Origin of the sequence: Anaeromyxobacter sp. Fw109-5 (assembly GCF_000017505.1) — a bacterium.
In the GTDB taxonomy this organism is placed as follows: Bacteria; Myxococcota; Myxococcia; order Myxococcales; family Anaeromyxobacteraceae; genus Anaeromyxobacter.
On record NC_009675.1, the window covers coordinates 3,823,263 to 3,835,410 of the forward strand.

Here is a 12,148-nt window from a genome sequence, read left to right on the forward strand (position 1 = left end):
TCGATCAACCGCCAGCTCGCGGGGGCGCTCGCGCGCCTCGCTCCGCCCGACCTCGAGCTGACGGAGATCCCGTTCAAGGACCTGGCGGTCTACAGCTATGACTACGACGCCGACTACCCGCCGGTCGCGCGCACCTTCAAGAAGGCCATCGCCGACAGCGACGCGATCCTCTTCGTCACGCCGGAGTACAACCGCTCGATGCCGGGTGGCCTGAAGAACGCCATCGACTGGGCGAGCCGGCTGTGGGGACAGAACTCCTTCACGCGCAAGCCGTGCGCGATCATCGGCGGCTCCATCGGCTCCATCGGCACGGCCGTCGCGCAGCAAAGCCTCCGAGGCGTCCTAGCGTTCTGCAACGCGCCGGGCTCTGCTTTCCAACGAACTCGTTAGCGCCGCGTCGCTCCTACGCAGGACCTCCCAGAAACTGCGGAGCGGCCGCGACGTCGTACTACTCTCGGTGGACCTCGTCCGCGGTCGGGGTATCGGATCCGGCACCTCGACCGGGACGGGCCACAGACGAACCTCGATCCCGAGGTCCCGGAGGAGCGCCAGGTACTCCGCGTAGAACGCACGCACCGTCCGCGGCTCGAGCGGCATCGCGACCGCGAGCGGTCGTCGCAGCGCGCGGTGAGCACGCGGCGGACGAGGCGTGTCGAATTCCATGTCGAGGCACGTGGGTCGTGTCGCGCGTCGCGTTCCACGGCGCGAGCGGCAGCTCCGGCCAGTCTGTCGCGATGCGCATCTGCAATGGACCCTCGCCGCCGGCGCGGTCGATCTACCGCCGAACGACCCCGCGGCGAGCCGTCGCGCTACAGCAACCCGATCTGCCGCAGGAAGCTGACCTGGTCGTAGAAGAGCTTCTCCTCCACGATCTCGCCGTTCTTCCAGCGCGCGACCGTGCAGAACTCGAGCTCGAACGACTTGCCCGTGGGGGGATGCACCTCGCCGCTGAGATCCTTCCACGGCCCGATCATCTTCCCCTTCCACTTCGCGATCGTGCAGGTCCACTCGCCCGAAGCGAACATCACCTTGTAGGGATTGTTCTCGAGCTGGTTCTCGATCGACTTGAAGAAGGCCTCCGACTCCGCATGGTGTGCGTCGCGACCGCGCGTGGGGTCTGGCTGGCCGGGCCAGAACACCTGCGTGTCCGGCGAGTGGCGCTTCCTGAAGACCTCCCAGTCCTGGTTGTTCCAGGCATCGTCGAGCGTCTTCATCCGCTGCAGGTTGTCTTCCGCCATGATCTCCTCCTCGAGAACGCCACGCCCGGGACCGGCGCATGCCATCCGTTCTTCCAAGTCGTCCTTGTATGAGGCGCCAATGCCGTCAACGCCCTGTCACCGAGCGGGCGGCTGCGATGACGTCTGGCTCACGGCCCAGCCGACGCGCGGTCTGCTCATCACCGGCCTCTTCGGCGCCCGCCGCCGGCGGCGGAAGCTCCGGAGGGCGCTCCGCGCTCTCCGGACGCTGGTGGTCGAGGGCCGCATCGCGGACCCGCGCGGCCCGGCGACCCGGAGACACGCCGAGCAGGACCGGAAGCCGGAGCGCATCCCGCCCTCTGCGAGCGGCGACGCGCTGGTGGCCAGGATTCGCGCGTTCGTGTCCGTAGAATTGTGTGACTCGGAAAGCCGCGGACGATGAGGGTCAAGGCTGACGTCAGCGCTGACATCACCTAGCGTGAACACGAACGGACGCGTATAGGCCCCAATCGCCGGCCGACGTCACCGTTGACGTTACACCATCCGTGATGGCTCCGAGCTACCGGACCCCGAGCTCGCGTCGCAGAACGGAGACGTCGAACCGCTGCTGCTCGGGCTGCCCCGCCTCGGCGTGCTCGAGCTCGGCGAGTAGCAGCTCGAGGCTCTTCCTCGGCGCCCCTTTCCGCTTCGCCGCCTCACGCGGCGTCAGTCCGCCGAGGGCCGGGATCTCCTCGTCGAGCCAGCTTCGGTAGTGCTCGGCCTGCATCCGCCTCACGACCTCGAGCACCTCCGGCGGCATCGGTTCGGGCGCCGCGGGTCGCGCGCTCCGACCCGCCCCTTCGGCGAGGTGGGCAACGGGATCGGCGTGCTCGCGGATGCGGAAGGACGCGAGCGCCCCGAGCCGCTCGGAGACGAGCCGGCGTAGCCGGTCGGCCCGCTGCATCGAGTTGGTCTCGAGCCGGAGAAGGCTTCCTTCGAGGATGGCGCGACCGATGAGCGTCGTCGGCAGCACGCCCTTGGCGTTCCCCTCCCGAACGAACGAGACGGTGATGGCCCCGTCCACCCCTCCCTCATCCCGCCGTGCGTCGGGAAGGTCCAGGAGCGCGGCGACGACCTCGTGCGCCTTCGCTGCGGCAACGTCAAACCGATCGACGGTGAGGATGAGATCCGCGCCGTCGGTGTTCTGAAGGTTGGGCAGTGGGCGGGCATCGGCCGCGTCCACGATCTCCAGCCAGATCCGGAAGAGCGTCCCGCCGGCGGTCGCCTCGCGGAGCTTGTCCGCGGGCACCTTCGCGGCGCGGACCCGGACCGCCGACCGGAGGCGGCGCCGCGCCTCGTCGCCCTCGCGCGGTGGCAGGGGACGCAAGTAGCAGCCTGCGAGGATGGCGCGGCTTCCGAGATCGATGATTCGCGCGAGGAGCACGTCGCGCGGCCGGACCGTTCGCGACGCGCTCTTCTCCTCGACCGTACGCTCTCCGCCCGCGAGCAGATCGCGCAGCGTGATCGTTCGGCCCGGTTCCGCCGAGACGACCTCGTGGTAGCTGAACCAGGCCCTGCGCTGCGCCTCGACGAGCGCGCGACCCTCCGCGTCCAGGGCACGGCCGCGCTCCTCGAGGTAGAGGTCGAGCGCGGTCCGGTCGTCCGGGCCCCGGTAGTGTCCAGACGACCAGCCGAGGAGCGCCTGGGTGGACTGGTAGTCGAGGCCGATCGCCAACAGTGCTCCGTCGGGATCGAACTCGCGCCCCCACCGCCGCCGCGCGAGCGCGAGTGCGTCGGCGGTGATCCTCTCGTCGAGCCCGTGGATGGGGTCGCGCTCGGTGAGCCGCCGCGCGTGGGCGCGGGCCTCTTCCGCCTCCAGCCCCGTGCCGCGCGCGGCCGCCTCGCGCGCCTCCTCCTCCGCGAGATGGCACTTCTTGTACTTCTTCCCCGAGCCACACGGGCACGGCGCATTTCGCGGGCTCTTCGACCGGCCGGTGGCAGGGATGGGCTCGGGCACGAGCATCGGCTCGGCGAGATCGTCTTCGATCGCGTCGCCCTCATCGTCCGGTAGGGCCACGCGAGCAGTGATCGCATGGCCGCCCGCCTCGACGATCACCTCGGCGTGCTCCGCATCGTCGTGGCTGGAAAGCTCGGCCACCGCTTCGAGAAGGGCCGCGGCCTCGAGCAGCTCCTCCGTCGTCGTCGGGCCGCCCTTGCCCTTCCTCACCCGGATCGGCACCGGCAGGCGGGGAAGGCCGAACGCGGCGTCGAGCGCCGTCGCTGCCCACGCCGGCTCCTCGTCGAACGTGACGGCGAGCGCGGAGACGCCTCGCGTCTCCTTCATTCGGCCCACGGTCACGAGCGCGGCGACGCGACGGATCGATCCCGGCTCGTCGTAGAGCGCGACGCCGAACTCCTGCCCGGCTGCGCCCATCACCGAGGCCTCGGCCCTGCGTGTCCGGCCCCGCTCGGTGAGCGCCACCGGAACCGGATCGTCGGACCCGAGGAGCTCCCACGGGCGCGCGCTCCAGAACGCCGCGCACGCCTCCAGGAACCGGACGAGGACGTCCAGCTTCGGGCGGCCCGCCATCGGCCCGAGCGCGAGGCCGTACGCGAGCGTCGCGCGCGGGAGGAGCGCCGCGTCGGGGAGCGGCGCCGGCTAGAAGCCGAACGGCCGTGCCGCCTCGGCGAGCGCGGGCTCGCACTGGATGGGCTGGCCGGCGTGGCGCTTCGCGAGCGCGCCGAGGCCCTTCGCGTCGGTGTGCGTGATCTCCGGCGGGATCAGCGCGCCGTCGTCATCCAGGCCGCAGTAGGCGTAGGCATTTTGGCCGCCGACCTCGAGCGGCCCCAGGCGGAAGACGTGGACCATCCGCTGCGGATATCAGGTTGGACCGACAGGCGAGGGCCTAAACCGCATGCGTCCGCCATCGTGAGGCCCTACGTGGCGGACGATCTGCCGGGCTCGGACTTCGCGGCCGCGAACGTCACGACCGTCGATGCCCGTCGCACGTTCTGGGACAAGGTCGTCATCCTGCACGGGATGCGCCGCTGGCGCGACGAGCCGTCGCGGAACGCGCCCACGGCCGACACCGCGAGAGCTCCGGCCGGAAGAATCCTCGACACGATCTGGTCCGACGCGGCGCGGCAGCTCGCGCATCGGCCTCCGCACGTCGGAGTCCCTCTGAGGGGCGACAGCGTCGCCTTCGGGCGACGCTCTGCACCGATCACCCGTCGAGCCGCGCACGTCGGGGGAATTTTGCCGGCTGCCGGGCAACTGCGATCGTTGGTGAAGATGGAGAACGGCCTCCACCGCGCTCAGCGCCGCAGAGCGCGCGCATCGGCGGGGAACAGCGCCCGCACTTCGGCCACCGTGTCGTCGAGCCAGCGGCGTCGCATCTCGGGCGTGCTCGTCACGACGACTCCGTACGTCCTTCGCACCACGGTTCGGACGCCGCAGTACCGAAGGATGCAGTTCTTCCAGATCGTGTCGAGCGGGTCGCCGAACTCGGCGTGCTCCCGCTCGAGCGGCGTGTCCGTCGTGTTGAGGACCAGCGCAGCGCGCGCGCGGAGAAGCGGGATGGGCACGCCCTCGCCCGAGTCTCCCTCGTCGAACCGATACGCGACGCCCCCGCGGACCACCCGGTCCACCCATCCTTTGAGGATCGCCGGCGGCTGCCCCCACCAGTTCGGATGCACGATGACGATGCCGTCACACGCGGAGACTGCGCGGCAGTGCTCCGCGACGAGCGGGGGGAGCCCGTCCGCGCTCCGGATCTCCTCAGCCGGCAGCACAGGGTCGAAGCGCTCCTGGTACAGGTCGTGGAACGCGACCTCATGGCCGCCCGACCGCAACGTCGCCACGGCCGCATCCGCGAGCGCGTGATTGAAGCTGCCCTGCTTCGGGTGGCCGAGGACGACGAGGACGTTCATGCCTGCTCCTTGGTGCAAGCGCGGTCACGCGCCGAAGGCCGCGCGCGAGAAGCGCGACCGTCGTGCCAACGGAGCGGTGCAGTCGAGCTTGCAGGTCACCCTCGGGCCGTCAACAAGGGCGAGTACTCTGCCAGGCAAGGCAAGATCGGCGCCCGAGATCCCGGCCGGGCGTGCTCCTCGTGAACGTCGAGGCATGCGCCGTCGCGACGCCGCGCATCCGCTCGGTCCGGCGCCGCCTCGAGCCACGTGGGCGGCGGCGGTGCGCCTTTGGCGCCTCGCTCCGAGGCGCACCGCCGTTGCTCGCCTCAGTGGATCGAGGGCGGCTTCGGGAGGAACGCGTAGGGGCGCGCGTCCAGCCATTGCCAGCCGTTTCCGCTCCTCTTCGCGAGGACCACCAGGTGGAGTTTCATCGTCTGGGTGGTGCCATCGGGCATCCTGAAGTTCTGGAGCTCGTGATCGAGGTCCAGGAACGCGAGCTCCGATCCCAGCCGCCGCACGGACGAGATGTCGAACCGGGATCTCGTGCCGCTCAGGATGGTCTCGCAGTCGTGGCGGTACGCGGTCTCCACGCCCGCCCGGCCCCTGCCGACCTCCCCGCTGGGCGTGATGAGGGTCCCGTCCTCCGCCCAGCATGACGCCACCTCCTTCGCGTCGAACCGGTTGAACGCTTCGGTGAACTTCTTCCAGGCGGTCTCGAGCGCCGGCTCCGCCTTCTCCTCTTGCATCCCGAAGCCTTGTGTCGATTCCATGCGTCGACCTCCGTTCTCAGCACGCCACCTCGAGGTGGCTGAGCGGACGTGACGGTGAGCGTTCGCGTGCGCAAGGCGCATGCGGGACGCCGTAGGGGGTTTAAGCAGAGTTTCCAACGAACCGGTCCGAGCGCCGCGGTGGTCTGACGCGGGGGGTTGGAGAAGGGATGACGCGATCAGGCCACTCTCCATGCCAAACAGCTACCGGCGACAGCCACCGCCCGGCGCTCCACCACGTCGCGCCGGTCGTCTCTGACTCAGCGCGGAGCGCCCCCGAGAACAGCCTCTGCCAAAACAGCCCGGGCGCCCTCTCGGGCGGCCGGGTTGATGTCGGGCCTCCGCGTGACCGTGTCGGGCCCCCCTACTCTGGCCGAACCCACGAGAACCGGCCTCCCGGCCGGTCGAAAGCTCGACCTCAATTCCGTCCGGCATAGCCTGGCAATCGGTTGAGCGTGGGAGGTCCGGCATGATCGAGCCGACTGGTGGCGTGGTGATGGTGATCGACGATGACGAGGACTGGCGAGAGCTCGTCGTCGAATTCCTCTCCCACGCCGGGTTCGATGCGGTCGGCGCAAGGCACGGGCGCGAGGCGCTCGCTCGCATCGGCGCGCGCACGCCCGACCTCATCGTGCTCGACCTGGAGATGCCGGTGATGTCGGGATGGGAGTTCCGCCGCGAACAGCTGCGCGATCCCAGGCTCGCGGGCGTTCCCGTCCTCGTCGCGTCGTCGGCGGATCCGAACGGACTCCCCGCGGACGGCTATCTCTCGAAGCCGTACGACGCAGCCGATCTGCTCCGCGCCATCGCCGGGGTCCGCGCGGCGAGCTCACTCGCGGCCTGAGCTGATTCGCCCCGCGGTAACGGCTCGGGCGAGCCACGCTGGAGACCGCCCGAGACGGCGCGACCAGGCCGGTGCTGGCGCTGGAGACATCGATCGGCCTCTGGTGATCCAGAGCTCGAGCCCGCGGCCGTCGAGAGGCTCGTGAGGGGCGCCGCGGGCGTGCAGCGCGCCGGCGCCGCGTAAGTCGCTCCGCGCTCGATCAAACCAGGTAGAAACTCGGTCGCGCTCGCGTCCGGCGCCGCCCCATGCGCGGCGAGAGCGCCGACGAGCGCCTGGCGCCGTCCGTGGCGCTCGGCACTCACGGTCGCCTGTTTCGTCCGCCGAGCGCCCCACTTCCGCACGCACGGGTCGTCCTCGTCAGGCTTCGCGGGATGGGTACCATCGCGCCCGAGGCCGACCGACGGGCTTCGCGGCGCGGTTACTCTCGGGCGGGGCACACTCCATGAGGCTGCGCATGGAGCCAGTCACGGCACCTGCTTCTTCTCCATCGGTTCTCCTGCCCGATACACGCGCGAGGGCTTCAGACCAGCGGACTGGCCGCCGTCGATGGGGAGGGTCACGCCGGTGATGAACGACGCCTGCTCGGAGCAGAGCCACAGGACGGCGGCGGCGACTTCCTCGACCCGCCCTATGCGCCCCATCGGCGTGGCGGAAGCGGCTTGCCGTTGCGCCTCCTCCCCGGCGCGCTCGAGGTGATGAGTCAGGATGGGCCCGGGCGCCACGACGTTCACGCGAATCCCTCGATCCGCATAGTCGAGCGCAGCGACGCGGGTGAGGCCGATGATTCCGGACTTACCCGCCACGTAGGCGCCGAGCCCCGTGAACCCGTACAGGGCAGCCAGCGAGGCCATGTTCACGATGGCGCCGCCGCCCGACCGCAACATGGCCGGTATCTCGTACTTCATGCCCAGAAAGGTGCCGCGTACGTCCGCGCGGATGCCGCGGTCGAAGTCGTCCGGGTCGAGGTCTGCGAGCGGCGCGGGCGGAGGGCCGTCCGTCGCGTTGTTGAACGCGGCGTCGAGGCGCCCGAACACCCGGGTCGTCTCGGCGACGAGGTGAGCGACAGCTCCGGCGTCCCCCACGTCGGTCGGGATGGCCATGGCGTCGCCGCCCTCCGCGCGAATGCTCTCCACCACGCCATTGAGCGCTGCTCCGTCCCGGGCGGCCAGCGCAACCGCGGCCCCCGCTGCCGCGAACGCGCGGGCCGTGGCGGCGCCGATTCCACGGCTCGCGCCCGCGACCATCGCCACCTTGCCCGCGAAGGGGAGGCGCGCACGCTCACGCGACAGCGTCACGGCGAGCCCCTCCAGCGCTGGGCGAACTTGCCTGGCCTGCCGCCACCGTGGAAGTGGTTGCGGCGGCGTTCGTCTGCACGGTCGTAGGCGGGCATCCCATGCGCCTCCAACGGTAAAGGGCGCGCGCGCCTCGGTGGCGCGGGGCCCAGACCAGAACCTTGCCCGTCCGTCGCAGTCCCGCATTACGCGAACGGGAGCTTGCGTTGCGAACTCCGTTTCCCCGCCGTCTCGCGAGTCGCGGTCGTCGAGCGGGCCGGCGGTAGGGCGCTCACTCCTCGTCTGCCAGACGGCGGCGACGAGGGCGCAGGGCGCTCGGGGGTACTCCGTAGCGACGCTTGAACGCCACGCTGAAGTGCGCCACATGCGAGTAGCCCACATCGGCGGCGATCGCCTTGATCGGCTTGTCGGAATCGAGGAGCAACGCTCGCGCGACCTCGAGGCGCCGCCCGAGGACGAAGGCGCCGACCCCCTCGCCGAACACCGCCTTGAAGTCGCGCTTCAGGCGAAAGGCGTTCGTCCCGACCGCGCGCGCGAGTGCCGGGATCGACGGCGGGTCGTGCAGCCGGGCGAGGAGCCGGTCCCGCGCCTCCGACACGCGATCGACGTCGGGCCCCCGCTCGGTGGCGCGCGGTCACTCGCTGGCGCGCCCAGGTGCCGCACCAGCAGCTCGACGATTCGAGCCTCGACGAAGCAAGCGCGGAGCGACCCGTAACGGCTGCTGTCCATGGTCGATTCGACCAGCGCGATGACCTCGTGTGTCGGCGTGGCGGTCACCCTGTGATCGCGGAAGGGTACGCCGCGGCCGACCCGCTCCTCCAAGGGTCCGAGCAGATCGGGGTACCGGCCCGCCCAGCGCTCCAGCGCCTGCAGCGTGAAGTTGACCTCGAATGCTTCGTTCGATGCGTTTCGGTCCACGATGAAGATCGTGCGCGTCGAGGGGCTGAACGCGAGATCGCTCGCGTGAGGTCGATGCGACAGGAACCCGTCGGTGCCTTCCACCTGCGCGGTCGGGTGACCTCTCAGCCCGAGATGGTAGACGACCTGCGGAGCCTCGTCCTCGCCGCGCACGACGAGGTCCCGGATCGCGTCGTGCCGCCCCCGCACGAGCGCGACGCCATCGAGTTCCAGGACGTGCGCGGCGCTCCGGAACTGTGGGTGAACACCGGACGCCCAGAACTCCCGAACGCGCGCTCCCGCGCCTGCCTCTCCGTGGCTCCACGACAGCTCCATCTCGCTCGAGTCGATCGTGTAGCGCATGGCGCACCTCTCCCGGCGACCACCGCTACTGACGGCCCGCCTCGTGTGCGGACGATGTAGCGGACCGTGCGTGTCCCTTCACGTCAGCGCCGGGCCTGACAAGGGGCCTGCTCGGCCGGGACCGCCCCCGGCGGAGCGTTCAGGGGTTACCGGAGGGAACGAGCGGCCGTCGGTGCACCTCCTCGCGCAACGACCGCTCCCGATCACGTAATGCGCCGTCACGGAGGGACCACCAAGACGACTTCCTGTCGTCTGGAAAGGAGAGTCAGGAATGGTCGGTCCGGATCTCGCCCTCGCGGCGTCGAACGTGCTGCTGGTACGGCGGTCGGCGCAGGTATGGACCAGTCGTTGTTCGTCTTCCCGAGGTGGTTCTCGGCTCCCCCGGAGTCGTTGGCCGAGGTCGGCAACGGCCGCCCGGCGAAGTTGTGGGTTCCTCTCCAGGCGGGCGCCGCGGTCGCGCTGGGCGCCGCCATCGCACTCAACCGGCATGATGCGACCCGCCGCAGGCTGCTTCGAGTCGCTGCGGGTTGCTACGCGGCGACGTGGATCTCGACCGGAGCATACTTCGCGCCCGAGATCATCCGGCTGAGCAAGTCCGACGGGACGCTCCCGGCCGAAGAGGTCGCGCGCCGTGGCAGGCGCTGGATGAACCTGACCTGGCTGCGCCAGCCGGCGATGGCTGCGTCTTGGATCCTCGTCGCTTCGGCGCTCGCACGGTGCGTACGACCAGGGCCGAGGGGTGCATGGTGAACGAACAGAAACCAGGCGCGACCGCCGTCGAGACATTCCGCCACTACACCGAGGCCTTTGAAGCGCTCGACCCGCGCGCCGTCGCCCAGCACTTCCACCTGCCCGCCCTCTTGATCACCCGGGAACGGGTCGTCGCGCTGAACTCCGGAGCCGCGGTGGAGGAGGCCTACGGCCGAGTGATGGCGGGCCTGCCGGCGCTGGGCTTCGCGAAGGCGGAGTTCCCCTCCCTCGTAGAACGTCGGCTCAGTGACGCCCTGTCCGTCGTCACTGGCTTGTCCATCTGGGAGGACGCATCGGGAGCGGAATTGCATCCGTGAGCCGGCGGAGTGGCGATACGGCTCGCGCCACAGGCGACGCGAAGCTACCCGGCACGCCACTGATCGAATTCGGTGTCGCCGTCGCGCAGCACGCGCACTCCCTTTGGATACGAGTGCGTCGAAGCTGTCGTAGTCCCGCACCCTTCCTGCAACGAGGCCGACGATCGGGACGTAGCTGCCATGATCTGCGGCGCTCAGAACGAGCCGGTCTCCCAGTCGCTTCGGTGTCGCCGTGATGATCTCCAGCCCGCCATCCGCGTCACGGAGCAGCGTGCCCGAGTGGTGAATCGCGCCGCGGAAGGGCTCCGTGTCGAAGTACAGGTTCCACCACGCGTCAGCGATCTTCCGGTGGTTCGCGAGGACGTCAGGCTCGGAGAGCCCACCCGACGGTACTCGCCGAGAAGCTTCCAGACGAGCTTGTGGAAGAGCTCGCTCGCCTTGGACGGCGCGTCCACCCACGCGACCTTCCCGGTCGTCGCGTTCAACGCCCCGGCGACGAAGCGCTTCTTGTTCTGGCCGGGCGTGAGCACGTAGCGGCGGTGCCCCCTCGGCATCCAGTCCCGCCCGATCTTCGGGTTGAGATGGACGTCCATCTCGTCCTCGAAGAAGACGGGCTCGGCGGCGGTCGCGGTCCGAGCGAGTCGACGCAGGCGCGCGAGGACACGCTTCCTGCGCGCGGAATCCCAGGGACAGGCGACGGTCGGCTTCGGCATCCCGAGCCGAGCGCCGATCGCGCAGAGTGCCCGGCCCATCGTGCAGGCGGCCACGCGAGGGAGGCGGTGCCGCTCCAACTCGCGGCCGAGCAGCTCGCGCGTCCAGGTGGTGCGCTGCCAGCCGAACTCGGTCGGAACCGAGAGCAGCACGCGCTCGAGCTCCTCCTTGACGAAGCGGGCATCCACCTTGCGGGCGCCGTTGAAAGCGCGCTGGTCGACGAGGCCCGCCTCGCCGAACTCAGCGAACCGCCTCGCTGCCTTCACGACGGTGGATGGGACGCAGGCGAGGTCGCGAGCGACCTGCTGCCTCGAGAGTCCCTGTCCGAGCTTGGCGCATGAGGAAGCGGAGTGCGGTGTGCGGGTCCTTGGCCTTCTTGGCGCGGCGGATCAGGCGGCGTCGCGCCGCCCGATCGAGCCGAGGTATGTTGTGCACGGGAAGGTTCCCTCCGGGATCGTTTGTGGCCTCGCAACCGCAACGATCGATGGGGTGACCTTCCCTTTCAACTTTCTCCCTGCGATTCGCGGCCCTGCCGCTGATCGCGAATCACGATCGGTCGTTTAGAGCCACGGCGCGCTTCTTCAAGGTGCTGAACTGCTTCTCAGCCGTCCGGTTTCGTCCGAAGTCGAGTTCACCGTTCGGCCTCGTAGTGATCCACTCGCTGCACGCCCTCCAAGATCATACGACGAGCCCGCCTCAGAGATCGTCGCGCTCTACGGCCGGAGGTCACCATCGAGGAGAGCTTCCGCGATCAGAAGAACCTCCGCTTCGGCATGGGCTCTCGGCGACGCGGATCGGCGACCCCGGCCGTCGCGACCGCGAGCTGCTCATCAGCGCCATCGCCATCGCGCTGCACACGATCCTCGGTGCGTCAGGCGAGGCGATTGGTATCGACCGCTACCTCAAGGCCAATACGGTCAAGCCGCGAATCATCCTGCTGCTCAACAGGGTCTCATGCACTACGGCGCCCCTCCAAAGATGAAGCTCGACATGCTCGAGCCCCTCGTGGCCAAGTTCGGCGAACTCCTTCGCGAGCAGGTGTTCCGCGAGGTGTTCGGGCTCATCTGAATGGGATGGCTCAGAGCCCACACGGGATAGCTCCCGCGGGCGTGTGACCGTTAAG

Annotated in this window: 13 protein-coding genes and 1 pseudogene; 4 read left to right on the forward strand and 10 right to left on the reverse strand. The window is 69.7% G+C overall.

Annotated features, from left to right (window positions below):
- Positions 1–57: 57 nt before the first annotated feature.
- Entirely contained in the window at positions 58–390 is a 333-nt protein-coding gene (locus ANAE109_RS25860) for an NADPH-dependent FMN reductase (RefSeq protein ID WP_234945305.1), read from the forward strand.
- Here the strand turns inward: ANAE109_RS25860 and ANAE109_RS25865 are convergent.
- From ANAE109_RS25865 to ANAE109_RS16800, 6 genes are all read right to left on the reverse strand, one after another.
- A complete protein-coding gene (locus ANAE109_RS25865) occupies positions 343–663 on the reverse strand; it encodes a DUF5996 family protein (protein ID WP_369729633.1) in 321 nt (106 codons plus the stop codon). The genes ANAE109_RS25860 and ANAE109_RS25865 overlap by 48 nt on opposite strands.
- 146 nt (positions 664–809) lie before the next feature.
- Entirely contained in the window at positions 810–1,238 is a 429-nt protein-coding gene (locus tag ANAE109_RS16775) for an ester cyclase (RefSeq protein WP_012098081.1), read from the reverse strand.
- A 517-nt stretch (positions 1,239–1,755) separates the two neighbouring features.
- Positions 1,756–3,765 (reverse strand): SEC-C metal-binding domain-containing protein, encoded by a 2,010-nt coding sequence (locus ANAE109_RS25870; protein WP_012098082.1) that lies wholly within the window; start codon positions 3,763–3,765, stop codon positions 1,756–1,758.
- 69 nt (positions 3,766–3,834) lie between these two features.
- The gene (locus tag ANAE109_RS25365; RefSeq protein WP_012098083.1) at positions 3,835–4,044 is read right to left on the reverse strand and encodes a hypothetical protein; all 210 of its coding nucleotides are present in this window, start codon (positions 4,042–4,044) and stop codon (positions 3,835–3,837) included.
- A gap of 446 nt (positions 4,045–4,490) precedes the next feature.
- Entirely contained in the window at positions 4,491–5,105 is a 615-nt protein-coding gene (locus ANAE109_RS16795) for an NAD(P)H-dependent oxidoreductase (RefSeq protein ID WP_012098084.1), read from the reverse strand.
- Between the two features lie 305 nt (positions 5,106–5,410).
- Complete coding sequence (locus ANAE109_RS16800; RefSeq protein WP_012098085.1) at positions 5,411–5,854, reverse strand: SgcJ/EcaC family oxidoreductase; 444 nt, start codon at positions 5,852–5,854, stop codon at positions 5,411–5,413.
- Positions 5,855–6,320: 466 nt separating this feature from the next.
- Between ANAE109_RS16800 and ANAE109_RS16805 the strand changes: the two genes are divergently transcribed.
- Positions 6,321–6,695 (forward strand): response regulator, encoded by a 375-nt coding sequence (locus tag ANAE109_RS16805; protein WP_012098086.1) that lies wholly within the window; start codon positions 6,321–6,323, stop codon positions 6,693–6,695.
- A 464-nt stretch (positions 6,696–7,159) separates the two neighbouring features.
- Here ANAE109_RS16805 and ANAE109_RS16810 read toward each other — a convergent pair whose 3' ends face one another.
- The 3 genes from ANAE109_RS16810 to ANAE109_RS16820 form a co-directional block, all read right to left on the reverse strand.
- The gene (locus ANAE109_RS16810; RefSeq protein WP_049768739.1) at positions 7,160–7,939 is read right to left on the reverse strand and encodes an SDR family NAD(P)-dependent oxidoreductase; all 780 of its coding nucleotides are present in this window, start codon (positions 7,937–7,939) and stop codon (positions 7,160–7,162) included.
- A gap of 319 nt (positions 7,940–8,258) precedes the next feature.
- Complete coding sequence (locus tag ANAE109_RS16815) at positions 8,259–8,471, reverse strand: helix-turn-helix transcriptional regulator (RefSeq protein ID WP_234945167.1); 213 nt, start codon at positions 8,469–8,471, stop codon at positions 8,259–8,261.
- 17 nt (positions 8,472–8,488) lie between these two features.
- The gene (locus tag ANAE109_RS16820) at positions 8,489–9,247 is read right to left on the reverse strand and encodes a hypothetical protein (protein WP_012098088.1); all 759 of its coding nucleotides are present in this window, start codon (positions 9,245–9,247) and stop codon (positions 8,489–8,491) included.
- Positions 9,248–9,990: 743 nt separating this feature from the next.
- On the opposite strand from ANAE109_RS16820, the gene ANAE109_RS16830 reads away from it, so the two are divergent.
- Positions 9,991–10,314, forward strand: coding sequence for a hypothetical protein (locus ANAE109_RS16830; protein ID WP_012098089.1), 324 nt, complete (start codon positions 9,991–9,993; stop codon positions 10,312–10,314).
- Positions 10,315–10,508: 194 nt separating this feature from the next.
- On the opposite strand, the gene ANAE109_RS23640 is transcribed toward ANAE109_RS16830, so the two are convergent.
- Positions 10,509–11,291 carry a transposase gene (locus ANAE109_RS23640; RefSeq protein ID WP_012098090.1) on the reverse strand — a complete coding sequence of 261 codons (783 nt, stop codon included), beginning with the start codon at positions 11,289–11,291 and terminating at the stop codon, positions 10,509–10,511.
- A gap of 418 nt (positions 11,292–11,709) precedes the next feature.
- Between ANAE109_RS23640 and ANAE109_RS24300 the strand changes: the two are divergent.
- A pseudogene (locus ANAE109_RS24300) lies at positions 11,710–12,093 on the forward strand (IS4 family transposase); the annotation flags it as partial.
- Positions 12,094–12,148 lie beyond the last annotated feature (55 nt).